Annotated in this window: 24 protein-coding genes; 15 read left to right on the top strand and 9 right to left on the bottom strand. The window is 64.3% G+C overall.

Features of this window, described 5'->3' with window-relative positions:
* Positions 1-28: 28 nt before the first annotated feature.
* Positions 29-970 carry a ribonuclease Z gene (gene rnz / locus AS26_RS09840; RefSeq protein WP_062309009.1) on the bottom strand — a complete coding sequence of 314 codons (942 nt, stop codon included), beginning with the start codon at positions 968-970 and terminating at the stop codon, positions 29-31.
* Positions 971-991: 21 nt separating this feature from the next.
* The gene (locus tag AS26_RS09835) at positions 992-2,200 is read right to left on the bottom strand and encodes an MFS transporter (protein WP_062309008.1); all 1,209 of its coding nucleotides are present in this window, start codon (positions 2,198-2,200) and stop codon (positions 992-994) included.
* 135 nt (positions 2,201-2,335) lie between these two features.
* On the opposite strand from AS26_RS09835, the gene AS26_RS09830 reads away from it, so the two are divergent.
* On the top strand, positions 2,336-2,794 hold the full coding sequence (locus AS26_RS09830; protein ID WP_062309005.1) for a MarR family winged helix-turn-helix transcriptional regulator: 459 nt from the start codon (positions 2,336-2,338) through the stop codon (positions 2,792-2,794).
* Positions 2,791-4,269, top strand: coding sequence for a potassium/proton antiporter (locus tag AS26_RS09825; RefSeq protein ID WP_062309004.1), 1,479 nt, complete (start codon positions 2,791-2,793; stop codon positions 4,267-4,269). The genes AS26_RS09830 and AS26_RS09825 overlap by 4 nt, the downstream gene beginning before the upstream one ends.
* A 34-nt stretch (positions 4,270-4,303) precedes the next feature.
* Here AS26_RS09825 and AS26_RS14450 read toward each other — a convergent pair whose 3' ends face one another.
* Positions 4,304-4,456 (bottom strand): hypothetical protein, encoded by a 153-nt coding sequence (locus AS26_RS14450; RefSeq protein WP_169793488.1) that lies wholly within the window; start codon positions 4,454-4,456, stop codon positions 4,304-4,306.
* A 206-nt stretch (positions 4,457-4,662) separates the two neighbouring features.
* On the opposite strand from AS26_RS14450, the gene AS26_RS09820 reads away from it, so the two are divergent.
* The 5 genes from AS26_RS09820 (at position 4,663) to AS26_RS09800 (ending at position 8,944) form a co-directional block, all read left to right on the top strand.
* Positions 4,663-5,583, top strand: a complete 921-nt coding sequence (locus AS26_RS09820; protein ID WP_245629710.1) for an ABC transporter ATP-binding protein — start codon at positions 4,663-4,665, stop codon at positions 5,581-5,583.
* Positions 5,580-6,332: an ABC transporter permease gene (locus tag AS26_RS09815; RefSeq protein ID WP_062308999.1), complete on the top strand. Its 753-nt coding sequence runs from the start codon at positions 5,580-5,582 to the stop codon at positions 6,330-6,332. The genes AS26_RS09820 and AS26_RS09815 overlap by 4 nt, the downstream gene beginning before the upstream one ends.
* A 36-nt stretch (positions 6,333-6,368) precedes the next feature.
* Entirely contained in the window at positions 6,369-7,544 is a 1,176-nt protein-coding gene (locus AS26_RS09810) for a sensor histidine kinase (protein WP_062308997.1), read from the top strand.
* A complete protein-coding gene (locus AS26_RS09805; RefSeq protein ID WP_062308996.1) occupies positions 7,541-8,152 on the top strand; it encodes a response regulator transcription factor in 612 nt (203 codons plus the stop codon). Before AS26_RS09810 ends, AS26_RS09805 begins: the two co-directional genes overlap by 4 nt.
* Before the next feature lie 69 nt (positions 8,153-8,221).
* Entirely contained in the window at positions 8,222-8,944 is a 723-nt protein-coding gene (locus AS26_RS09800; protein ID WP_062308994.1) for a metallophosphoesterase family protein, read from the top strand.
* On the opposite strand, the gene AS26_RS09795 is transcribed toward AS26_RS09800, so the two are convergent.
* Positions 8,921-9,619 carry a uracil-DNA glycosylase family protein gene (locus tag AS26_RS09795; protein ID WP_062308991.1) on the bottom strand — a complete coding sequence of 233 codons (699 nt, stop codon included), beginning with the start codon at positions 9,617-9,619 and terminating at the stop codon, positions 8,921-8,923. The two genes, AS26_RS09800 and AS26_RS09795, sit on opposite strands and share 24 nt — an antisense overlap.
* A 416-nt stretch (positions 9,620-10,035) precedes the next feature.
* Between AS26_RS09795 and AS26_RS09790 the strand changes: the two genes are divergently transcribed.
* From AS26_RS09790 to AS26_RS09765, 6 genes are all read left to right on the top strand, one after another.
* On the top strand, positions 10,036-10,875 hold the full coding sequence (locus AS26_RS09790) for a cytochrome c oxidase subunit II (protein ID WP_083516060.1): 840 nt from the start codon (positions 10,036-10,038) through the stop codon (positions 10,873-10,875).
* Positions 10,876-10,919: 44 nt separating this feature from the next.
* Positions 10,920-12,884 carry a cytochrome aa3 quinol oxidase subunit I gene (gene qoxB / locus AS26_RS09785; protein ID WP_062308987.1) on the top strand — a complete coding sequence of 655 codons (1,965 nt, stop codon included), beginning with the start codon at positions 10,920-10,922 and terminating at the stop codon, positions 12,882-12,884.
* Between the two features lie 3 nt (positions 12,885-12,887).
* The gene (locus AS26_RS09780) at positions 12,888-13,523 is read left to right on the top strand and encodes a cytochrome (ubi)quinol oxidase subunit III (protein WP_062308984.1); all 636 of its coding nucleotides are present in this window, start codon (positions 12,888-12,890) and stop codon (positions 13,521-13,523) included.
* A 1-nt stretch (position 13,524) separates the two neighbouring features.
* On the top strand, positions 13,525-13,845 hold the full coding sequence (gene qoxD / locus AS26_RS09775) for a cytochrome aa3 quinol oxidase subunit IV (RefSeq protein ID WP_062308983.1): 321 nt from the start codon (positions 13,525-13,527) through the stop codon (positions 13,843-13,845).
* A 30-nt stretch (positions 13,846-13,875) separates the two neighbouring features.
* Complete coding sequence (locus AS26_RS09770; RefSeq protein ID WP_062308982.1) at positions 13,876-14,883, top strand: COX15/CtaA family protein; 1,008 nt, start codon at positions 13,876-13,878, stop codon at positions 14,881-14,883.
* A 180-nt stretch (positions 14,884-15,063) separates the two neighbouring features.
* Positions 15,064-16,434, top strand: a complete 1,371-nt coding sequence (locus AS26_RS09765) for a D-alanyl-D-alanine carboxypeptidase family protein (RefSeq protein WP_062308981.1) — start codon at positions 15,064-15,066, stop codon at positions 16,432-16,434.
* A gap of 6 nt (positions 16,435-16,440) precedes the next feature.
* On the opposite strand, the gene AS26_RS09760 is transcribed toward AS26_RS09765, so the two are convergent.
* Positions 16,441-17,076 (bottom strand): O-methyltransferase, encoded by a 636-nt coding sequence (locus AS26_RS09760; RefSeq protein WP_062308978.1) that lies wholly within the window; start codon positions 17,074-17,076, stop codon positions 16,441-16,443.
* Positions 17,077-17,282: 206 nt separating this feature from the next.
* Here AS26_RS09760 and AS26_RS09755 point away from each other — a divergent pair, with 206 nt between their 5' ends.
* Both AS26_RS09755 and AS26_RS09750 read left to right on the top strand, forming a co-directional pair.
* Positions 17,283-18,341 carry a phosphodiester glycosidase family protein gene (locus AS26_RS09755; protein WP_062308976.1) on the top strand — a complete coding sequence of 353 codons (1,059 nt, stop codon included), beginning with the start codon at positions 17,283-17,285 and terminating at the stop codon, positions 18,339-18,341.
* The gene (locus AS26_RS09750) at positions 18,334-19,230 is read left to right on the top strand and encodes a TolB-like translocation protein (protein WP_062308974.1); all 897 of its coding nucleotides are present in this window, start codon (positions 18,334-18,336) and stop codon (positions 19,228-19,230) included. The genes AS26_RS09755 and AS26_RS09750 overlap by 8 nt, the downstream gene beginning before the upstream one ends.
* A 25-nt stretch (positions 19,231-19,255) precedes the next feature.
* Here AS26_RS09750 and AS26_RS09745 read toward each other — a convergent pair whose 3' ends face one another.
* From AS26_RS09745 to AS26_RS09730, 4 genes are all read right to left on the bottom strand, one after another.
* Positions 19,256-20,164 carry an aldo/keto reductase gene (locus AS26_RS09745; protein WP_062308971.1) on the bottom strand — a complete coding sequence of 303 codons (909 nt, stop codon included), beginning with the start codon at positions 20,162-20,164 and terminating at the stop codon, positions 19,256-19,258.
* Between the two features lie 29 nt (positions 20,165-20,193).
* A complete protein-coding gene (locus tag AS26_RS09740) occupies positions 20,194-21,345 on the bottom strand; it encodes an iron-containing alcohol dehydrogenase family protein (RefSeq protein WP_062308969.1) in 1,152 nt (383 codons plus the stop codon).
* Between the two features lie 16 nt (positions 21,346-21,361).
* Positions 21,362-22,129, bottom strand: a complete 768-nt coding sequence (locus tag AS26_RS09735) for a glucose 1-dehydrogenase (RefSeq protein ID WP_062308967.1) — start codon at positions 22,127-22,129, stop codon at positions 21,362-21,364.
* Between the two features lie 164 nt (positions 22,130-22,293).
* Positions 22,294-22,755, bottom strand: a complete 462-nt coding sequence (locus AS26_RS09730) for a DUF420 domain-containing protein (RefSeq protein ID WP_062308964.1) — start codon at positions 22,753-22,755, stop codon at positions 22,294-22,296.
* Positions 22,756-22,827: the final 72 nt, after the last annotated feature.

The raw sequence follows: 22,827 nt of genomic DNA, 5'->3' as shown, positions 1-22,827 counted from the left end.
GCGGCCGAGCGGGATCACTCGGCCGGTGTCATCCATCCCTCTTTCTCCGGGTGACCTCGTGGGTCATGCCGTCGTGCGCAAGCAGCGTGTTGGGGAAAACGGACCGGGCCTCCGCGAGGATCTCGTCCTCCTCCGCGCGCTCGTAGCGGGCGCTCAGATGCGTGAGGATGAGGCACTTCGCCTCGGCTTCCCGCGCGATCTCGGCCGCTTGGCGCGCGGTGCTGTGGAAGAACGCCGACGCCAGGTGCGCGTGCCGATCCAGGAACGTGGCTTCGTGTACGAGGCAGTCGGCGCCGCGCGCCAATTCAACCGCGGCCCTGCACGGCCGCGTATCGCCGAGGATGGCGATGACGCGGCCGGGTTCGGCCGGGTCGACGAAATCGGCCGCACAGAGCCGCCGCCCGTCGGGGAGGGCGACGTCCCGGCCCGCCTTGAGCTGCGCCCAAAGGGGGCCGGGCTCAAGCCCCTCCGCGAGGAGGCGATCCGCGTGGAGCCGCCCGGGGAACGGCGCCTCTTCGATGCGGTAGCCGTAGGAGGGGATGGCGTGATCGAGCAGCGCGGCGCGCACCGTGTACAGCCCTTCGCGGACCGGCACAGGCTCGGGGGACGTCCACTCGTGAAATTCGATCTCGTAGCTCAGGTGGGTGTGACTCCCGTCGAGGGTGGCCCGGACGAACGCACGGATGCCGGGTGGGCCGTACAGGCGCAGCGGTCCCACGTTGTCCGGGAAGGATCGGGTGCTGAGGAGGCCCGGCAGGCCGAAGATGTGATCCCCGTGGAGGTGCGTGATGAAGACGCGATCGACCCGGTTGGGGCCGAAAGGCGCGTCGAACATGCGGTGCTGAGTCGCTTCGCCGCAGTCAAAGAGCCAGACGGTGCTGTCGCCGCGGGTCAGGCGAAGCGCGATGGCGGTCACGTTGCGGCGCCGGGAAGGGGCCCCGGCGCCCGTGCCGAGAAAGATGAGTTCCATGGCCGTTCATCCTCTGCCGCGTCAGTGGGCCACGTACTGGATGTGGCGCAGATGGTTTCGTCCCATCCACAGTACCATGATCGCCACGACGACGCCTAGGCATCCGATGAAAAACGGCATGCCGGGCCCGACCGCGTCGCTGAGCTTCCCGGCGAGCCAGGGAGCCACTGCGCCGCCCACGAAGCGGACGAAGCTGTACGCGGCGGATGCCGTCGGCCGCTCGACGGGAGCCGCCTGCATGACCGCCGTCGTGATGATGGTATTGTTGACGCCGAGCAATGCGCCGGCGAGGATGATGCAGATGACGAGGGTCAGCTGCGAGTGCACGCTGAGACCCATCACGAGCAGATCCAGCGCAAACAGCGCGAGAATGGTGTACATCACCGGCAGAATGCCGAACTTCTCGGCCAGCCACGGCGCGACAAACACCGAGGTGACGGCGAGCAGAATGCCCCATCCAAAGTAGGTGTAGCCAATGCCGATGGCGGACATGTGCAGCGGATACGGGCCGTAGCCGAGCAGCGTGAAGAAGCCGAAGTTGTAAAACAGGCTTGTCAGGCCGAGTGTCAGCAGGCTCAGATGCCCGAGTGCCCGAAACGGCGCCGTGATGGACGCGCGGTGGGCGGGCTTTGGCACGCCGCGGAGGAAGAGCAGCACGGCCACAAATCCGATGGCCATGAGCGTTGCCACGCCGTAGAACGGATACCGCCAGCTGTGCTGGCCGAGCGTCCCGCCGAGGAGGGGACCCACGGAGATGCCGAGCCCAAGCGCCGCCTCGTACAAAATGATGGCGCTCGCCGCGGTGCCTCGCGCGGCCGAGACGATGACGGACAGCGCGGTGGCGATGAACATGGCGTTGCCCAAGCCCCAGCCGCCGCGAAAGCTGACAATTTGTGCGACGCTATGCGATCGGCCGGCGAGGAACGAAAAGACGATGATCAGCGCGAGGCCGCAGAGAAGCGTGTACTTGGGGCCGATGCGGGTCGAAATGAAGCCGGTGAACACCATCATACATCCGGTGACAAGCATATAGCTCGTAAAGAGGAGCTCCGTCTGGGCCTTGGTGGCATGGAGTTGCGCCGAGATCGCGGGTAAAATTGGATCAACCAGCCCAAGCCCCATGAAGGCGACGACGCAGGCAAACGCGACGGCCCACACGGGCGCGGGTTGGCGCAGGATGTTCGATTCGGCGTGATCTAATTCCTGTGCAACATCGGGTTGCGCCGACACAAAAAGTTCCTCCCTTCGTCGAGTCCCAGGTGTCAAGTGCGGGTTCCAAATTGTTCAGGGACACGAGAAATGAACTGTACACAACTATTGTATTATACAACTATCATGCCGGAAATGCATCCGAAGGAGGCCGACATGGACCAGGCCAATATGGACTCGCTCGAAGCGTTGGAGCGCGAGATGGCCATCTTCGCGCGGCGGCTCGAGGGCGCGCGCCAGTCGTGGCGCAAGCACCGCGAGATCGACCGTTCGGCGTATCTGATTCTTCTCGCGCTGCGGGAAGAGGGGGAACTCACCGCAGGGCAGCTTGCCGCGAGGTTTTTGCTCGACATTTCGACCATCAGCAGGCAGATCCTTCCGCTCGTGGAGGCGGGGTGGATTGCCAAGGAGCGAGACGAAAGCGACAAGCGCCAGCTTCGCCTGTGCATCACGGAGGCAGGGATGGAGGCGCTCGAGGCCACGCGCGCCTCTCGCGTCGAGCTGTACCGAGAGCTTGTGGGAGATTGGACAGAAGAAGAGCGAAGGACGTTCCTCGCCCTGTTGCGCCGTCTGAATGAGCGAATTCGCGCGAGACAGCAGGCGGAGCGGTCATGAGTGGGGTGAGCTTTGTCAGTGTCGTGGTGGCGGTCGTGCTCCTCTCGGGCGTCTTCATCGCGAGCGCCCATAGCCGCCTCGGCCTGCCCGCGATGGTCGGGTTTGTGGCGCTCGGCTGCGCCATCGCTGTGCTGGACCCGGACCTGATGACCGCCATCTCCCCGGACGTGGCGACGAACCTCAGTTCGCTTGCGCTCGCCATGATCCTCTTCGACGGGGGCCTGCACACCACGCCGAACCGGGTGCGCCGGGCCTTCTGGCCGGCCATGTCCTTGGCCACCCTCGGCGTGCTCGTCCAAAGCGCCATCCTGACCGTATTGGCGCACGCAGTGCTGCGGCTGCCGTGGCTGTCGTCAGCGATGCTCGGTGTCGCCGCGAGTTCCACGGATGCCGCAAGCGTGTTCAGCGCGCTCGGCAACACGTCCCTCAAGGCGCGGTTGGCCGATGTGCTCGAGGTAGAGTCCGGCACCAACGACCCGATGACGTTTTTTCTCATGACCGTGCTCATCGATCTCGCCCGAGGCGATCCCCGCGCGTTCCGCCCGCTCGAGGTGGCCCTGCTCTTCGCCGCGCAGATGGGCGTCGGGTTAGGCGTGGGACTCGCCGCAGGGTATCTCGGGCGCAAGCTTCTTGCCGCGGCGAGGCTCGACACGCCGGGCCTGTATCCCGCCGTGACCTTGGCCATGGCGCTTCTTTCGTTCGGCGTCGCGCAGTCCATGTCGGGGAGCGGCTTTCTCGCGGTCTACCTGACGGGCGTTTGGATGGCCGGTGCGCGCATGCGCGAGCGTTTGACGGTGCTCCGCTTCCACGAAGGGCTTGCCTGGATTGTGCAAATTGTGATGTTCGTCGTGCTCGGGTTTTTCTTGGTGCCGCGCGATTTTGCCGACGTGGCGGTGCCAGGGGTGCTGCTCGCCTGCGGCGCCATCTTTGTGGCTCGCCCAGCCGCCGTGTGGCTGTCGACGCTCCTCACCAGGATGAGCGCCGAGGAGCGGTGGTTCATCGCGTGGGCTGGGCTCCGCGGCGCCGCGCCCATCGTCCTCATCCTGTTTGCCGTGGAGGCGCACGTCCAGGGGTACATCGCGCTGGTGGAGGTCGTGTTTTTCGTCGTGATCGCCTCCGCGCTCATCCAGGGCACGACGGTCGAGCGGATCGCCGAAACCTTCGCGCTCATCGAGACGACGCCCACGGAATCCGTGTGCGAACTGCTCGCCGTCGCGCGCGAAGCCGCCGTCATGGTTCCCATCGAGGTGCGGCCGGGATCCCCGCGGGCGGGGAAACGGCTGCGCGATCTCGCCTTTCCCCGGGACACGCTGTGCTACGCCGTGGTGCGCGGCGGCAAGGCCATCGTGCCGCGCGGGAGCACGCGCATTCGAGCGGGAGATCATCTGCTCGTCCTCGCGGACGAAGGTGCCATCCCTGAACTTGAGCAACTCTTTCGCGAGGACCAGGTGGGGCATGCGGAGGCGCTGCCGTGAGGCTCCATGGGGGCTGTGACGCGCGAATGCTGGCTCACGCGGGCTCGCCGCCGCAGGGCTTGTCGTCTTCCGCATTCTCCACGGCCTGAAATCCGGGGAGTTCTTCCGCCATCTCGAGCAGGAGGTCGTCGTCCTCCTCGTCGTCGAAGTGAGGCCGAAACCACGCCGGTTTGCTGCGAACCCGCATGTCACGTCCCTCGCCTTCTGGGTCCGGGTCGATGGATATTCCCATCATAGCGCATTCGCCCGCCCTGCGCATGTCGCGCGAAGGCAGAACGATTCCCACGCGATGTGACACTTGTCATGCCCCCTCGGTGACGGAAATCACTGGCCGCCGAAGCCCGTACCGGGTAGGATCAACATCAGGATGAAACCTGGAGGCGATTTCGCTTGATGTCAGCCGCCATTTCGGTGGAGCACGTGACGAAGCGGTTTGGCGCGGTTCACGCGGTGGACGACGTCTCATTCGAGGTGGAGCCCGGCACCATCGTCGCCCTGCTCGGGCCGAACGGCGCCGGAAAGACCACACTCATCTCCATGATCCTCGGCCTTTCGGAGCCGACCCAGGGTTTCGTGCGGATCCTCGGCCATCGCCCGCGCGATCGCGCCGCGCGCGAGCGGCTCGGCGTCATGTTGCAGCACGTGACCCTGCCGCAGAGCGTGAAGGTGAAGGAGCTTGTGGCGTGGTTTCGCAGTTTCTACCCACATCCGCTGCCCGCGGAGCATCTGCTCCAGATGGCCGGCATCGAGGGGCTCGCCGAACGGGAGGCCGTGAAGCTGTCCGGCGGCGAGCAGCGGCGGCTGCAGTTCGCCCTCGCTATTGCGGGCGATCCGTCGTTGCTTTTGCTGGACGAGCCGACGACCGGCATGGACGTCGAGTCGCGGCGCGCCTTCTGGGACAGCCTGCGCAGCTTCGTGCGCGACGGTCGGCGCACGCTGCTTCTCACCACGCATCACCTGGAGGAAGCCGAGTCCATCGCCGATCGCGTCGTCTTGCTCAAGGGCGGCCGGGTGATCGCGGACGGGAGCCTCGCCGAGATCAAGCGTCAGGCAGGGAATCGGTACGTGAGCTTGATCGCGGGACCGCGCTGCACGAAGGACGAGATCGAACAGCTTCCTCACGTCAAGCGCGTGCGCTTCAGCGGCCGCCACGTGCGAATCGAGACGGACCACCCGGACGACGTGCTTCGCGCCATCATTCTGCGCGATCTCGACGCCTCCTCGTTCGAGGTCTCGCAGGGTGCGCTGGAAGACGCATTCGTCGCGTTGACGGAGTTGGAGGATCGCGTGGAAGACAGGGGGGCAGTCCGATGAAGGCCTGGCTTCTGGAATGGCGGATTGAGGTCCTGCGGAACGTGCGCAATCGCCGGTTTTTTATCTTCACGATTCTGTTTCCTGTAGGATTCTATCTTCTCTACGTGAATCTGTACGGTCAGAACGCGCAGATGGCCGGGATCGATTGGTCGAAGTATTTCCTCATCTCGATGTCCGTGTTTGGCGTCGTGGGCACGGGGCTGAACGGCACCGCGGTGCGCGTGGCCATCGAGCGGACGCAGGGGTGGACGAGCTGGATGCTCACGACGCCTCGCTCGGCTGCTCAGGCGGTGACGACGAAGCTCGCTGCGAACGTGGTGCTGAGCGCCATGGGCATCGCCGTGATGTTCTTGGTCGGCGCCCTGGTGGAACACGTGCAGATGTCGGCCGGCGCGTGGTTTGCGTGCGGGGTGACGACGGTATTTGGGGCGCTCGTGTTCACGGCGCTCGGCATTTTGATTGGGCACCTCGGCGGGCGAGAGGCGGCGCAGATTCTCGCCAGCATCGTGTATTTCCTTGTTTCCATCGCGGGCGGGCTGTGGATTCCGGTTCAGATCCTTCCGCCCTTTTTTCAACATCTTGCGCAGTGGATGCCGACGTACCGGCTCGCGGATATCGCCTGGGCTGTCATCGGACAGCGTGCCGTGCCGTGGAGCGACTTTGCCGTCATGGCGGCCTACTTGGTAGGTTTGGTGCTTGTGTCGGCGTGGGTATCGACGCGGCCGCGAGAAGTTCGGTCGGTCGCGTGATGGACGCGCAGGCCCTTCCATCAGGAGGCTGGTGACATGGGGCGGAAGCTGCGCCGAGGTGCCATCGGGACGATGATGTTCTTCCTGCTCCAACTGGTGTATCCCGCGTCCTTTCTGTTCGGGCTCCCGACGCGGGCCATGGCGGAAGGAATGGGGAGTCTTGTCGCGTTTGGAGCGCTCTACAGCGTGGCGTTTCTCACGGGGCGCAACAGCCCTTGGCGGATAGTGGCCTTCTTCGGGCAATTGGCCATTCTCCTGATGCTCATGGCGTCATTCAGCCTAAGTTATGTCTACCTCCTCTTTTACCCGGTGGCGACGGTTCTTTATGGTTCCCTACGGCGCACCATCGCGCTTTTCGCGGTGCTGTGCGCAAGTGTGGGTGCGCTCGTGGCCGTCGAACGCGCACATCATGTCCCGCTGCCGGCAGGGTTTCCGTACCTCTTGGTTGGGTCGCTGTTTGGCGGCAGCGTTCTGGTCTACATGATGCGCGCGTGGATGGCGCTTGACGAGACCAACGCCCGACTTCAGGCGGCGCAGAGCGAGATCGCCCGGCTCAGCCAGGCGGAGGAGCGGGCGCGCATCGGCCGCGACCTGCACGACCTCTTGGGCCATCAATTGTCTCTCATCACGTTGAAGGCGCAAGTCGCTGGGCGGATTCTGGAGCGCACGGAGGACGTGCGGCGAGCGCGCGACGAGATCGAACAAATTGAGCGCATCAGCCGCGAGACGCTTCAATCGGTGCGCGCATACGTCGCCGACATGCGCGCGACGGACTGGCAGGACGCGTGGCGGGCCGCGGAGGAGGTGCTCGCCGCCGCGGGCATCGAGGCGCACATGGCGTGCGAGATGGGCGCTCTGCCGAGGGACGTGGAACACGCGTACGCCATGTGCCTGCGCGAGGCCGTGACGAACGTTGTCCGGCACAGCGGCGCCCGGCGGTGCGCGGTGCGGCTCTGGCTGGACGGGCGTCTCGCGGTGCTCGCCATCGCGGACGACGGCGCGGGGGCCGTGAAACCGGCGACCGCCTCGGACCGGGGTGGAAGTGGGATCTCCGGCATGCGCGCCCGGATGGCGCAGATTGGCGGGGCGTGCGAGTGTTTCGGGCGGGAGCACTGGCGTCGGCGAGATCCGGGATGGCCCGCGTTCGAGCCGGGGTGGGTCGTGGTGTGCAAGGCTCCCGTTCCAGTTAAGCGACAGGAGGGGCTCTCGTGATACGCGTGCTGTTGGCAGAGGACCAGGGGCTGGTCTCGGACGCCCTTGCGACGCTCCTCGGGCTTGAGGGCGACTTCGACGTGGTGGGCACCGCGGGGGACGGCGAAGAGGCCGTGCGCAAGGCCGCCGCCCTGCGGCCAGACCTCGCGCTGTTGGACATCGAGATGCCGAAAATGAGCGGGCTGGATGCGGCGACCCACATCCTGCGGGACGTGCGGGGCGTGCGGGGCGTGCGCGTGGTTCTGCTCACCACGTTCGTGCGCCCGGGTTACCTCAGGCGGGCGCTCGAGGCAGGCGTGCACGGCTACCTTCTCAAGGACGGAAAGGTCGAGCAACTCGCCGCTCACCTGCGTTCCATCATGGCCGGCCAAAGGGTGTTCGATCCCGCCCTGATGATGGCGGCCATGGAGGCAGACAACCCGCTTTCCGCGCGCGAGATGGACGTCCTGCGCCTCGCGAAGCGCGGGTTCACCACGCGGCAGATGGCCAAGGAGCTGTTTCTCTCCGAGGGCACGGTCCGCAATTACCTATCGGGCGCGTTGATGAAGTTGGGGTGCTCGACGCGGCAGGAGGCCATTCGCAAGGCGGACGAGATGGGCTGGTTGTGAGGCGCGGCCGTGATCGCCGAGATGGGAACGCGTACAATGGACGTGAGCACGAGGGGAAGGGGAGTGTCGATGCGACTCGCGCTGTTCTCGGACGTGCACGGAAACGAGCTGGCGCTCGATGCTGTCATCGCCGATTTGCGGCAGGTGGGATGCGACGCCGTCTATGTGCTGGGGGACCTGGCGTTTCGGGGCTATGCGCCGAAGGCGTGCGTGGAGAAGGTCGCCGAGGTGGCGGACAAGGTCATCCGCGGCAACGCGGACGAATGGGTGGTGCGCGGGGTGCGGCCCGGCGAGGTGCCGGAGGAGCGGCGCGCCGGGATGGACGAGGAGGCCGCGTTCGCGCGGGGGTTCTTCGCGCGGGAGGAACTCGAGTATCTCGCGAACTTGCCACTTCTGCTCCAGGAGGAGTCGCCGTTTGGCCGCTGGCTCGCCTTTCACGCGACGCCGCTCGACCCGTTTCCGGTCGTGGCGGCCGACGCGCCGGATGAGGACGTCGAGTCGCGCATCATCGCGGGCCGCGACGCGCGGCTGTACCTCTATGGGCACATTCACGTGCCGTATCTTCGCGACATCCGCGGGAGGACCGTCGTCAACCTCGGCAGCGTCGGCATGCCGTTCGACGGCGTGCCCCGGGCGTCGTACGTGATCCTGCACATCGATGGGGACGGGTTCCGCGTCGAACATCGCCGCGTGCCGTACGACGTGGAGGCCGCGTGCAGGCGGTACGACGAGATCGGCTATCCGGCCGCAGAGATGATGAAGCGCGTGCTACGCACCGCGCGGCCCGTCTGATTCGAGCTGGACGGCGAGCTCGGCGCCGGCCAGGCCCACGGCTTCCACGACGCGCTCCACGGCCTTGGCGTACTGGGCGCGATCCCAGCTGTTGTAGGACGGGTGCGGCACGCCGTCGATCACGTCCCAACTTTCATCCGCCACGTCGGCGAGCGCGAAGAACTTTTGCGCAAACCGTCCACAAGGGACGAGCGTGATGGCGCGGCCGCGATAGGCCTCGAGCTTTCGGCGCAAGTCGTTGGCCAGGTAGGATTGAATGTCCTGTTGCCGCGGATCGGCGAAGGACCACTTCTGGTTCTGCGTCCGCACGGCGTTCATCGCGTCGAACCAGTCGGCGTACCGGAGCTGGGTGTCGCGCGGATACGCGGCGGCCTGAAGCGGGATGTTGCACACGTTGATAAGCCCAATCGCGGAGAGGCGCGGGCGTTTCGCGCCTGTCTCCGCGTTTTTCTTGACCATCCGGCCGAGCGGAACGTGGCCGTACTCCGGACCAAAGATGTGCCGGGACATGGTGGCCCCGGACGATCCCGCCACCGGCGCGCCGTGGCGGAGTTCTTGGATGTGCGGAGACTCGAGGATGAAAAGCACCGTCGAGGTGTCGAGCACGATGTCCGGCACTAGGTAGTCCCTGGAAAGGACGTCGACAAGTTCCGCGAAGGTCGTCACCGTCTCCATCGAAGCTTCCCCTTTGCCATGGTTCACATGCGACCGCCCGCCGGGGCGGCGCAGCAGCGCGATACCCCCATTGTAACATGGTTTAAATTGCCTACCCACAAGCAATACTAGGAGGCGGGGTTTGTGGCGCCGCGTCCGGAGCCGGTCCCAAGCGGCCCGGGCCTTATCGCTTCAAGCATGCTTTGCTTATTGAACGTTTTTCAAAATCGTCATATTGTCAAGCGCGCCGTTCCGCGAAATAGGTCGGGCCAAGTGGTATCATCATCTTGGCGATGGAGCGCGCTGTGATGGCCCGCAGACTGCGATGCGTGCGAGTCTCTTCGGACGGATGGTTTCGTTGTCGATCGTCGTCTGCACATGGGGGGGCGCCGCGGAAGTTTCGCAACAGACAGGACAGAAGGGAGACGAAAGCGACGATGAAGCCAAAAGGGCGTCGAGTGGGAGGCCTGATTGCACTCATTGGGTTCACCGTACTCGCACTCACGGGATGCGACAGCCCGGAGTATTGGCCGGTTCTGAGCCCGCAGGGGCCGGTGGCTCGGAGCGAGTATTACCTCATTATCTATTCGTTCGTTTTGATGCTGCTGGTCGTCCTGGCCGTGTTCATCCTCTTTTTCTGGGTGATCATCAAGTATCGGGCGCGTCCTGACAACGCGGATTACGTGCCGCCGGAGATCGAGGGCAACGCGAAGCTCGAGACCCTGTGGACCGTCATCCCGATTCTGGTCGTGATCGCCCTCGCCATTCCGACGGTCGCGGTGACGTACAGGCTGGTGTACCCGCCGAAGGTGGAGGCGGCGACGGCCAAGGTGGTGGGCAAGTCCATCACCATCGACGTCATCTCCGAGCAGTGGAAGTGGGTGTTCAAGTACCCGGCTCAGAACATCGAGACGGTCAATTACGTGAACATCCCGGCGGGCGTGCCCGTCAATTTCCAGCTCACCTCGAGTGGGCCGATGAACACGTTCTGGGTGCCTGCGCTCGGCGGCATGGAATTCACGATGCCGCACATGGATTTGAGGCTGTGGCTTGAAGCCGACCACCCAGGTAGCTATCTCGGGCGCGGTGGGCAGTACAACGGGCGCGGGTTTGCCCACATGACGTTCACGGTCAACGCGCTCTCGCCGACGGATTTTGAGAACTGGGTCAAGAGCGCGCAGCAGACCGCGCCGAAACTGACGAAGCAAGCTGAGGCCCAGATCAACCAACCGGGTCTCATCGGCAAGCTGACCTTCTCGTCGACGACGCCACAATAAGCTCGTTCGCAGACGCGAATTCAGGGATGAAAGGGGAAGCGAGCATGCACGGAGTGGTCAACTGGGCCGTACATTTCTTCATGCTCGACGAAGGTCCGCTCATTTGGCTGTCCGACTTCTTGATCATTTGTGCGTCGCTCGGCATCGTGGGGGTCCTCACCAAGTTCCGCTTGTGGAAGTGGCTCTGGGACGAGTGGCTGACGACGGTCGATCACAAGAAGATCGGCATCATGTACATGATTGCGGCCATCCTGATGCTGTTCCGCGGGGGCACCGACGGGCTCCTGATGCGCGCGCAGCTCGCGTGGCCGAATATGCACTTCTTGAGTGCGGACCACTATGATCAGATCTTCACCACGCACGGCACCATCATGATCCTGTTCATGGCGATGCCAGCGATCATTGGTTTCTTCAATGTCGCGGTACCGCTCCAGATTGGATGCCGTGACGTCGCGTTCCCGTACCTGAACGCCATTTCGTTCTGGCTGTTCTTCTTCGCGGCGATGCTGTTCAACCTGTCCTTCGTCGTCGGCGGTTCGCCGGACGGCGGCTGGACCAGCTATCCGCCTTACGTCGAAAACCAGTTCGATCCGGGTCCTGGAGAGAACTATTACCTGGTGGCGCTGTCCATCAGCGGTATTGGCACCATCGCGACCGGTATCAACTTCCTGGTGACGATTTTGCGGATGCGCGCGCCGGGCATGACGTTCATGCGCATGCCGATGTTCACGTGGTCCGTCTTCGTGACCTCGGTGATCATCCTGTTCGCGTTCCCGGTGCTGACTGTGGCGCTTGGGCTGTTGCTCATCGATCGCGACTTCGGATCCCACTTTTTCACCGTCGACGGCGGCGGCGCGCCGATGCAGTACGTGAACCTGTTCTGGTTCTGGGGTCACCCAGAGGTGTACATCGTCATTCTGCCCATCTTTGGGCTCATGTCCGAGGTCATCAGCACCTTCTCGCATAAGCGGATTTTCGGGTATTCCGCCATGGTGGTCTCCATGGTGGCCATTGCCATCCTGAGCTTTGTGACCTGGGTGCACCACTTCTTCACCATGGGCGCAGGTCCGGGCGTCAACTCGTTCTTCGGCGTGTCGACGATGGCCATCGCCATCCCGACGGGCGTCAAGGTGTTCAACTGGATTTTCACCATGCACAAAGGGCGGCTCGAGTTTAAGAGCGCGATGCTGTGGAGCTTGGGCGTGATTCCGAACTTCCTCATCGGCGGTTTGACGGGCGTCATGCTGGCGGTTCCGCCCGCAGACTACCAGTATCACAACTCGTACTTCCTGATTGCGCACTTCCACTACACGCTCATCGGCGGTACGGTGTTCGGGGTGTTCTCCGGCCTGTACTACTGGTGGCCGAAGATGTTTGGCGTCTTGCTCAACGAGAAGTTGGGGCGTTGGCACTTCTGGACGTTCATGATTGGGTTCAACATCTGCTTCTTCCCGCAGTTCTTCCTCGGCTTCATGGGGATGACGCGGCGGATGTACACGTATCCGGCTGGCTACGGCTGGGGCGTGGTCAACCTGATCTCGACCATCGGCGCCTTCCTGATGGGCGTGGGGTTCATCATTTTCGTCTACAACGTCCTGTGGAGCGCGCGGTATGGCGAGCGCGACACCACGGGCGACCCGTGGGACGGCCGCACGCTCGAGTGGGCGACCACTTCGCCTGCGCCGCACTATAACTTCGCCATCATTCCGACGGTCAAGGGCCGCGACGCTTGGTGGCTGATGAAGCAAAGCGGAGAACCCATCAATGGGCCGAAGGACGTGCCGTTCCGGCCGATTCACATGCCGAACAATTCCGGCCGTCCGTTCATCATGAGCGTCTTCTTCTTCCTCATGGGAGCGGGGTTCGTGTTCCAGTGGTGGATCTTGGCCATCATCGGGTTCGTGGGCGTGCTCATCTGCATGGCACAGCGCTCGTTCGAGTATGACGACTCGCACTACATCCCGGTCGAGGAGATCGAAAAGACCGAGGCCGCGGCGGGGAGGTTGTAACGCATGTCGAATGCGAGCACGGCGGTTCACGGGGATCACCACCCCGTGGACCCCAACGTTCCGCTCGAGTATCACGAGGAAGAAAATAGCTTGCGGATCATCGGCTTCTGGCTCTTCCTTGGCCAGGACATGATCCTGTTCTCGAGCCTGTTTGCGACGTACATCGTGATGCACGGCAGGGTCGCGGGTGGGCCGACGTCCCAGCAGTTGTTTGACGTCACGGGTTTCACGATTGAGACCATCGCGCTGTTGTTCTCGTCGTTCACGTGCGGCCTTGCGACGTACGAGATGCGTCGGGGACATCGCAACGCCGTCATTGGCTGGATTCTCGTGACCCTGGCGCTCGGACTTGTGTTCCTCGGCTTCGAGGTGAGCGAGTTCATTCACGACGTCGGGCTTGGCGCCACCCTTCAACGTAGCGGATTCTTGTCCGCGTTCTACATCCTGGTGGGTACGCACGGAAGTCACGTGACCGTCGGTGTGCTCTGGGTGATGCTGCTCATCTTCCAGCTGCTGCGCCGGGGTATCACGCCGGTCACCGCTCGCAAGGTCTTTCTGTGGAGCATTTACTGGCACTTCCTCGATGCCGTCTGGATTTTCATCTTTACGGTCGTATACCTCACCGGGAAGGTGATCTGACGTGGAAGCCAAGGAGCACAAGTTCCACCGCGAAGAGGGCTTCCCTTGGAAGCATATCCTCGGCCTGTTTTTGTCCCTGCTGCTGACCGCCATCGCGTTCTGGCTGGCGCTTGCGACGCATCAGCCCCCGGCGCTCGTCATCACCATCATCGTCATTCTGGGTGTCGGGCAGCTCCTGGTCCAGCTGTATCTGTTTATGCACTTTACGGAGAGCGACGATCGCGCTTGGCAGGTCCCGGCCATCTACTTTGGATTGTTTATCGTGTTCTGTGTCGTCGGCGGATCCATCTGGATTATGACCTTCAAGTCCATCGTGGCGTGACGCTCGAAGGGGCCGCGAGGAGGTGAAAAGGTGATCAGGAGCCGCGGTTTCGGCACGTTGGTGTTCATCGTCGCCATCCTGTCGGCGGTGCAGAACTTTATCGTGAACGGCATCGGTTTCCTCGACGCCTACACGGGCTCGGCGTTCGGGTGCGGGCACGAGTGGTTCCTGTGCAATGGTCAGGTGCTGCCGAGCCTTCAGACCCTCGAAAAGTCGCTCAGCATGTTTATCGAGTTCATGCACCGCGTGGGCGTGCCCATCCTCACCGCCCTGTTGCTCGTGTCCGCGGTGGGGGCGTTGCTCCGGTATCGGGGATGGCGCGAGATTCAGCTGTTCGTGGGCCTGAGCATCTTTTTCGTCCTCCTCGAGGCGGTCCTCGGCGGGCTCGCGGTGGTGTACAGTGAACCGGCCTCGGTCATCGCGACGCACTTTGGCGTCTCGCTTCTGGCGTTCGCCTGCACCGTGCTGTTGGCAATCTACGTGCGCCGGGCCGAGCGCGTGTACGGCGAGTACCTTGAATCGGGCGTTAAGCTTCCGCTGCGCGATGCGGCGCCGAGCGTCAGTTTCCGCTGGTTCGCCTGGCTTGGCGTTCCGATTCTCTATCTCGACATGTACATCGGTGCGTACATCTCGTCGAGCGGCGCCGGGGACGCGTTTCGCGGTCTCCCGTTCCCGGCTGAGTCGGGCATTTACGATTTTCACCACGCGCTGCTGCTCGATTGGGTCCATCGATCGTTTGCGCTCTTTTTGGTGCTTTGGATGATTGTCCTTGTGGCGTGGACCCGTCGGTTGAGGGGCGAACGCCCGGACTTGTTCCGGGGTGCGGTGTTTGCCCTGGTGTTTGTTGTGCTGCAGGCATGCTCAGGCGTGTATCTCATCGTTTCGCACGTGAGCATCCAAGCGTTCATGCTGCACGTGTCTATTGTGTCGGGCCTGTTTGTGTCGCTGCTGTACGTGGCGTTTCAGTCCGTACCCCCGTTGATCCCGGCGCCAAGCCGCGCTTCGGTGGACGTGGGGCGGGAGCGAACAGCGCACTGAACAGGGTGTTTTGCGGAGCCTGCTGGTCGCCGTTTGGCGCCGGCAGGCTCTTTTTGACGTCATGTTGGTCAAATGCGACACTAGCCAAACGCGTGGTCCAACCACTAAACTAGGGGATTAGAGCGCGCATGACGCGCGGAGCTTGCCGAAGAGAGACAGCTGTGGAGGTGGCTCGGTCGCATGACATTTCGTCTCATCCGCCTTGGGTGCGCTGCGTTGGCTGCAGCCACCTCGTTGGCCGCGTGTCATCCTGCGGTGTGGGCGGAAACTTCTCCGATGCCGCCAGTTGCGACCGAGTCGCTCATTCCGCGAGAAGACGTGTTGAACGTGGAGTCCGGTCCGATTCCCTACGTCACAGGAGAAGACGTGGCCTCATGGCCTTCCATCGTGTCGCAGGCGGCCGTCGTCATCGACATGGGCACGGGCGCCGTGGTCTACGCCAAAAACCCCATCGCTCCTCATTATCCCGCCAGCATCACCAAGATCATGACGGCGCTCCTCGCTCTGCGACTTGGGCATCCGACGGATGTTTTGACGGCGTCCGCCGACGCGGTCGCTCAGCCGCCGGACAAGCTGTACATGCGCGTCGGCGAAAAAGCGACGCTGAAAGATCTGCTGTATGGCCTGCTGATAGACTCCGCCAACGATGCCGCGGTCGAGATCGCAGAGCGATACGGCGGCAGCGTCGCCCATTTTGCGGACATGATGAACGCAGAAGCCAGAGCCCTCGGGGCCACGCACACCCATTTCGTCAACCCCAGCGGGCTTCCGGACCCGCGCCACGTCACCACCGCGTACGACATGGCCCTCATCGCCCGCGCAGCGATGCAGATCCCCGAGTTTCGCGCCATCGTCGATACGAGATCGTACACATGGAAAGGCACGACGTGGCAAGCCACGCTCACGAACCTCAATCGCATGCTGTTTACGTATCCCGGCGCCATCGGCGTCAAGACGGGATTCACGAGTGTGGCGCATGAGACGCTCGTCGTCGCCGCCACGCGCCGCGGGACCACGTTTCTCGCGGTCTTGATGGACTGCCCGACCGACGCCGAGATCCGCCGGGATGCCACCAACCTGTTGAATTACGCGTTTGCCCATTACGAGACGCAGCGCATCCTGCCCGCCGGAGATCGGGTGGGGTTCGTCTTGGCGCGCGACGGGAAGGACCCCGTCGTCACGTCCGAGCCGGTCGTCGCAACGGTGCCCATCGGCCAACCGATCAACGTCGTCGCGGACCGCGTGCGTATCGGCACACCGCTCCGCCCGGCCGCAAGGGGGACCCAGGTGGGAGCGCTCGATCTCGTCGATGCCGCCACCGGGAGAGAGCTCGGTTCTGTGCCGCTCGTGCTGGCGGCGCCGTTCGAGCCAGTTCCAAAGCCCAGTTCGTGGCTTCTCGTCGCCGCGCTGGCCGCCGTGGTGGCCTCCATCACGGGCCTGGCGCTTGCCTGGAGGCGGCGAAGGCGGTTCCGCAGGGCGATGCGGGCGCGCGTGGTGCGCGTTCAGCCCTGGCAGGAATCTTGGCCGAGCGCGCGGCGAGGCGGAAGGTAGGGCGCGTCACGTCAGGACGCGCGCGATGGCCACGCCATCCCACATGGGCAGGAGCGTGCTCACGAGACGCGGTTCCTCGAACAATCGGCGGTGGAGCTCCCTGAGCGCGACCGGCGTGGGGCTTTGGGCCGACGGATCCCATGCGCGATCTCGCCCAAACGCGTTGTCAAAGACGATGATCCCGCCGGGGAGCACGAGACGGAGCACGAGCTCGAGGTAGCGCGGGTAGCTGGGCTTGTCGGCGTCGACAAAGGCGAGATCGAACCGGCGGCCTTCCTCCTGCAGGCGTTCCAGCGTCTCCGACGCGTCGCTCAGGGCGATCTCGACGCGATCGCCAAGCCCCGCCTCCTCAATGTGTCGCTTGGCGAGATGCGCGTGCTCTGGGCGCGATTCGAGCGTGATGAGCCGCGCGCCGGGCCGGAGGCCGCGCGCAATGCAGATGGCGCTGTAACCCACGTAGGTGCCGATCTCGACCGCGGCGCTCGCGCCCATGGCGAGCTGCGTGAGGAATCGGCCGAGCGCCTGCGATACGCACATGTCCGGCCATCCGCGCTGCTCGAGCGCGCGCTCGATGGTGCGGCGGGCGGGATCGGGCGGAAGGATGGCTTCGATGTACCGCTCGCGATGACGAGCTTGAGACAAGGTGATTCCCTCCTTCGCATACGATGCGAGTGTACGCGCTTCGCGGGCCGCTGTCACGTCACCGCGAACGCCGAACGTCTCTCGTTCGTCTATCAGTTGGTGCGGATGCGCTTTCGGTTTAGAATGTTGTTGATTGCGCGGTGGGCGCGGCCGAGGCCGCTGCCCAATCACAGGCCTTCCGAGGCCGAAATGGGTGAAATCGCAGAATGGACGAGCGTCGACCAACGCGCACACGTCGGGAGAAGCAGCCGAAGAGTCCGAGTCCGCGCAAGCCTCGCCGGGGACTGCGCGCACTCCTGTACGTGGCGTTCACTTTGGTGTTTGGTTACGTGTCCACAGTGCTGTGGATCTTTGAGGGCCCGTTTACGAATTTGAAAAAGTACATCATCGAGAGCGTGGATCAGACGCGCCACGCGTATTTGCTGAGGCCCATGTCGCTCTTCTTGGTGTCGGAGGCGACCATTAAGAAGTACGCGCTGCCCGACAACCTGAACGGGCCGACCATCCCTATCCAGGATATCCAGCGGCGCGACTTCAGCCATATCAACGATCCGACCGTGCAGATGATCACGATGCGCGAGCCGACGTTCAACGCGTTTATCCTCCTGGTCAAGGACCCGAAGCGCATCCGCGTGGTGGCGACCAAGTACTTGCACGTGCGCGGTGAGACCGTCATGCAGATGGTCCAAGACGCGGGGGCCATCGCCGGGATCAACGCCGGCGGCTTTGTCGACACCAACTGGCAGGGCACCGGCGCGTATCCGCAGGGGATCACCATCACGGACGGGAGGCTCGTGTCCATGACGGGATCGCCCACGCAGCCACAGCCCGTGATTGCCTTCACGAAGGAGGGCCAGATGATCGCGGGCACGTACTCGCTCGACCAGCTGCGCTCGCTGGACGTGTGGCAGTGCGTCGGATTTGGGCCTGTGCTCGTGGAAAACGGCAAGCCAACGGTATCGGCGGAGAACTATGCGGTGAATCCTCGCACCGCTATCGGGCAGACGAAGGATGGAACCGTCATCCTGCTCGTGACGGACGGGCGATACGCCACGGGGCCGAACGACGTCGGCGCCAGCTTTGCGGACATCGCGCGCATCATGCTGCAGTTCCACGCGGATATCGCCGCAAATTTGGACGGCGGATCGTCCTCCACGTTCGTCTACAAAGGCCGGATGTGGAACCGGCCGGTCGACATCCTGGGCGCCCGCGCGGTGGCCACGTCCATCGTGGTGATGCCGGAAGGCGGTGGAAAGCGTGGCTAACCGCGTGTGGCCGAAGCTGGTGGGCATCGCGGCTGTGATCACGGTGCTGCAGCTGCCCCTCTTTTACCACTACAATCGGCTGCTCGGATCGAGCACCAATGTCGTCGACAACATCACGGTGTCGCCGGCGCAGGAGCAGGCGGAACAGAAGGAGATTGCCGCGCTCAAAAGTCAGTATCGCTTCGTCACCGTGTCGTCGGACCATCAGTACGTGGCATACCTGGACTCGAAAAACGTGCTGCACGTCATGGACCTGGCGAACCGACAGGAAGTTTGCGCCGCGAAGAACCCCTACACCGTGCAGTACGTCGAGTGGATCGCGGATGAGCGGCTGTTCGTCGGCGAGCAGGTCCAGCCGGGCGATCTCGAGCTGAAGACGGTCGACGTGCCGAGCGGGGTGCAGACCATCGTCACGCGCTTCGAAGGTCTGCCGGCGGACGCCTCGTTCACCAAAATCACCTTCAGCACGTATACGAACGACATCTACATCCTGATCAACAGCGGCACGTCGAGCGCGCTCTATCACATCGGCACCATGAGCAACGTTTCGCTCGTGCCGGTGGGCGGGCGGTATATCAAAAACATCGCTATCACGCAGACGGGGAGCAAGCTGTACTTCGAGGACTACGCGGACGGGAGCTTCAACGTCTTGTCCCTCGACGGTCAGGGCACGATCCGCCTCATCAAGCGCGACGCGGCGCTCGTCGCGGTGGTGGGGAACACGCTCTATTACGGTGACATCAACAGCCAGGGCCTCGTGACAGCGGTCTACCGGTATGACGCCACGACGGGGGGCTCCACACTCGTCAAGACGCTGGCGGCGCCGACGTTGGCGGCGAACATCGAGGTCACCGACAGCGGCGCCGTCCAGGTGAACGCGCCCACCTGACGCCTTGGACGGATCGAGCCAGGCGTCAGACGGGGCGATGTTCGGTGTAGACCTTGGCAGGGTACGCTTCCCGGAGCCGAGCCAGCTGCTCGTCCGAGAGCGGCGGAAGCGCACCGGCCCGCGCGTTTTCGTGCAGTTGTTCCATCCGCGACGCGCCGGGGATGGCGCAGCACACGGCGCCTGGCGCCACGGAAAACTGGATGGCCGCCTGGGCGGGCGTCCGATCCGGCGCAACCTCCCGCAACACGTCGGGAGCGCGGGCGAGATCGGCCGCGCCGTAGCCGAGGTACTGGTCATCCGGTTTCGGCGCCTTTTGGCCTGTGAGCCATCCGCTCGCCACAGGCCCGCGCGCGATGACGCGCACGCCCGTCGCCTCAATCTCCGGAAACCACTCCTCGGGCCGCCGGTCGAGAAGGCTGTACTGCATCATGATGGTCGCGATGTTCGACCCGTTCAGGTAGCGGCGAATGACGTTCGGCCGGATGGACGAGATGCCATAGGCGCGGATGAGGCCCTTCTCGACGAACCGCTCCATCAGCGCGACGATGTCATCGAACGGATCGTCCATGGTGCCGCCGTGCAACTGGTACAGATCGATGTAGTCCGTGCGCAGGCGGCGGAGACTCGCCTCAATCGCGCGCTCGATGTAGGCGGGCGACGGATCCCACGTCCACCCGGGTTTTCCGGGCTCAAACCGGTTGCCCACCTTCGTGGCGATCACGACGCGCTGGCGCACGGGCGCGAGCGCCTCGCCCACCACCTCCTCGTTCCAACCCTGCCCATACAGATCCGCGGTGTCGAACAAGGTGATCCCCAGATCGACCGCCTCACGGATGATGCGAACAGCCTCGCGTCGATCGGCGGGCAGCGTCATGCAGCCGAGGCCCACTTCGCTGATGGCGATGCCGCTTCGTCCAAGTACGGCTGTGCGCATGGAAAACCCTCCCTTGCACGCGCTTGGCGTCAGTCTGCGTAGGCCAGTTCGAGCACCGCGCGGTAGTCGCGGACGTCCATCGGGCGCGGATTGCTCGGCGTCGAGGTGTTCTCGTACGCGAGTGTCGCCAGCTGGTCGAAGTCCGACGGCTTCGCGCCCGGCAGGTCGCGCAGTTTTGGAATGCCGAGATCGTCAAGCCACGTCCGAAGCCCTTCGAGAAGGGCCTCCGCCGCTCCCTCGTCGCCGTCCTCCTCGCGCGCCAGCCCCATGGCCCGCGCGACCCAGGCGTACGCTTCGGCCGCGTACGGTCGGTTGTAGCGAAGCGTGGGCAGGAGCATCACCGCGTTCGCCAAGCCGTGCGGCGTGTCGTACAGGCTGCCGAGGGCCTCGGCCAAGCAGTGCACGGAGGCGACGTCGGTCGAGCCAAACGCCAGGCCGGCGAGCAGGCTGCCGAGCAGCATGTCGCGCCGCGCGGCCGGATCGCCCGCGTGGACCGCCCGCGGCAAGGCCGGGTAGATGAGACCGAGCGCCTCGCGGGCGTAGGCCCGCGCGATGGGATGCGCCCCCTTGCACGTGGCGCCCTCGATGGCGTGCACCAGCGCGTCGACGCCGGTGTGGGCCGTCACGCTGGGCGGGAGGCTCGCCGTGAGGGCGGGGTCGCACACCGCGAGCGGCGGGCGCAGGACCTCGTGCTTCAGCGTGAGTTTTCGGTGCGTGCCCTGTTCCGTGATGACGGCCGATCTCGTCACCTCCGATCCCGTCCCGGCGGTGGTGGGCACAGCGCAGACGGGCGCGGGCGGGCCGTACGGCCGGCGGCCGAGCGCGTAGTCGCTCGGAGTCCCGCCCTGCCGCGCGAGGAGCGCGATGGCCTTGCCCGCGTCCAGGCTGCTGCCGCCGCCCACAGCTACCACACCGTCCGCGCGGTGCTCCAGGAAAGCGTCGCGACCGGCGAGGCAAACGGCCTCGTCCGGGTTGGGCCGGACTTCGGCGAACATCCGCGGCACAAAGCCGGAGCGAGTGAGAAGGTCGGCGATGCGTTCCGCCACTCCGGCCTGGACGAGCCCCGGATCCGTCACGAGGAGCAGCCGCCGGCCGAACCCTTGTGCCACGAGGTGCTCGGGCAGGTGGTGTGTGGCGCCGTCGCCGAACGCAATGTGCGTCTGAATGGAGTAGGTGAACATCAGGCTCGTCCCTTCGTCATTCCGCGTAGATCATCTTGATGGTCATGCCCCCGTCCACCACGAAGTTTTGCCCGGTGATGAACGCGGCGCCATCCGACGCGAGAAACCGGCACACTTCGGCGATGTCCTCGGGCCGGCCGACCCGCCCCACCGGATGCTGGGCGTGATCGATAGGGCGCAAATCCGGCTCGGCGCGAAGCGAGGACTTCTTCCATTCCGACACTTCGATCCACCCCGGCGAGATGGCGTTGACGCGCACCTCTGGGCCGAGGCTGACGGCGAGGGCGTGGGTGAGCGCGAGCACACCGCCTTTCGAGGCGGAGTACGGCTCCGTGTTGGGCTCCGACATGAGTGCCCGCGTCGAGGCGATGTTGATGATGCTCCCGCGCGCCTGGCGCAAAAGCGGCGCGGCGTGCTTGGCCATGAGAAACGGCCCACGCAGGTTGACGGCGAGAATGCGATCCCACGCCGCCACAGGCAGTTCCTCCACGGGCACGCCGGGAAAGCCGAGGCCAGCGTTGTTCACGACGAGATCGATCCGCGAAAACGCGCGCTCGACCTCGCGCACGAGCGACTGGACCGACGCCTCCTCGGCCACGTCGGTTTGCACGAACCGGGCCTGTCGCCTGCCTTCGCCGCCGGCCAACTCCGATTCCGCTTCTCGGCCCGCCTCCTCGTCCACCTCTGCGATCACGACCTGCCAGCCGTCCTCCCAGAAGGCCTTCGCGATGGCGCGGCCGATGCCCTGGCCGCCGCCCGTCACAATGGCGACACGCGTGTCCACAACGTTCACCTTCTTTGCGAACTCGGTTTCCCTTTCACCATAGCGCAGAATGGGGCGCGTTCAAAGAGACGGAGCCGTTGAAGGAGAGACAAAGACCAAAATATCCTCCTGGAGCGATGCTCCAGGAGGATGGCTGGGCGCGCGAGCGGAGCGAAGGCGAGGTGTCAGCGCCCCAGGTAGGAGTAGAGCAGGCCGGCCGCTTGACCGGGGGTGTAGACGATGTAGAGCAGGATGAACACGACGAGCCCCGTTGCCGCGGTCACGAACCACGTCACGAGCGTCCAGGGCGCGATTTTGCGGTGCCGCGAAAACCTGGCGCGCGAGGCGTACACGAGTGTGATGATGCCGAGGATGGCTGCCACCGTCGCGAGCACGGAGTGCACCTGGAGAAATCCGTAGTAGAACGGGCGCACGGATTTGGGCCCGCCAAACTCGTTATCGCCTAAGAGCACCGTCTTGAGCGCGTAAATGATGAAAAAGAGCGCCGCAAACACCACGCCTCGGAGCATCCAGCGCCGGTGCACGCGGACGCGGTGATGCCTGATGTGAACCCATCCCACGATAAAACACGCGACGCTGAGCAAAATGCAGACCTCATTGATGTAGGAAAAGACGATGGCCAACACGCGCCTCACCTCTCAATTCTGCGCGTATTGTAGCACGTGGCGCGTGGACCTGCATCTCGGTGCGCCGCCCAG

Source organism: Alicyclobacillus sendaiensis NBRC 100866 (assembly GCF_001552675.1).
GTDB lineage: Bacteria > Bacillota > Bacilli > Alicyclobacillales > Alicyclobacillaceae > Alicyclobacillus > Alicyclobacillus sendaiensis.
Note: the sequence above shows the minus strand (reverse complement) of the source record. Positions and strands in the feature narration are given on the sequence as shown.

Bases quoted from the DNA above. Each gene is read 5' to 3' on its own strand.
- rnz (WP_062309009.1), bottom strand. From the start codon at position 970: ATGGAACTCATCTTTCTCGGCACGGGCGCCGGGGCCCCTTCCCGGCGC.
- AS26_RS09830 (WP_062309005.1), top strand. From the start codon at position 2,336: ATGGACCAGGCCAATATGGACTCGCTCGAAGCGTTGGAGCGCGAGATG.
- AS26_RS09825 (WP_062309004.1), top strand. From the start codon at position 2,791: ATGAGTGGGGTGAGCTTTGTCAGTGTCGTGGTGGCGGTCGTGCTCCTC.
- AS26_RS14450 (WP_169793488.1), bottom strand. From the start codon at position 4,456: ATGCGGGTTCGCAGCAAACCGGCGTGGTTTCGGCCTCACTTCGACGAC.
- AS26_RS09820 (WP_245629710.1), top strand. From the start codon at position 4,663: ATGTCAGCCGCCATTTCGGTGGAGCACGTGACGAAGCGGTTTGGCGCG.
- AS26_RS09815 (WP_062308999.1), top strand. From the start codon at position 5,580: ATGAAGGCCTGGCTTCTGGAATGGCGGATTGAGGTCCTGCGGAACGTG.
- AS26_RS09810 (WP_062308997.1), top strand. From the start codon at position 6,369: ATGGGGCGGAAGCTGCGCCGAGGTGCCATCGGGACGATGATGTTCTTC.
- AS26_RS09800 (WP_062308994.1), top strand. From the start codon at position 8,222: ATGCGACTCGCGCTGTTCTCGGACGTGCACGGAAACGAGCTGGCGCTC.
- AS26_RS09795 (WP_062308991.1), bottom strand. From the start codon at position 9,619: ATGGAGACGGTGACGACCTTCGCGGAACTTGTCGACGTCCTTTCCAGG.
- AS26_RS09790 (WP_083516060.1), top strand. From the start codon at position 10,036: ATGAAGCCAAAAGGGCGTCGAGTGGGAGGCCTGATTGCACTCATTGGG.
- qoxB (WP_062308987.1), top strand. From the start codon at position 10,920: ATGCACGGAGTGGTCAACTGGGCCGTACATTTCTTCATGCTCGACGAA.
- AS26_RS09780 (WP_062308984.1), top strand. From the start codon at position 12,888: ATGTCGAATGCGAGCACGGCGGTTCACGGGGATCACCACCCCGTGGAC.
- AS26_RS09765 (WP_062308981.1), top strand. From the start codon at position 15,064: ATGACATTTCGTCTCATCCGCCTTGGGTGCGCTGCGTTGGCTGCAGCC.
- AS26_RS09755 (WP_062308976.1), top strand. From the start codon at position 17,283: ATGGACGAGCGTCGACCAACGCGCACACGTCGGGAGAAGCAGCCGAAG.
- AS26_RS09745 (WP_062308971.1), bottom strand. From the start codon at position 20,164: ATGCGCACAGCCGTACTTGGACGAAGCGGCATCGCCATCAGCGAAGTG.
- AS26_RS09740 (WP_062308969.1), bottom strand. From the start codon at position 21,345: ATGTTCACCTACTCCATTCAGACGCACATTGCGTTCGGCGACGGCGCC.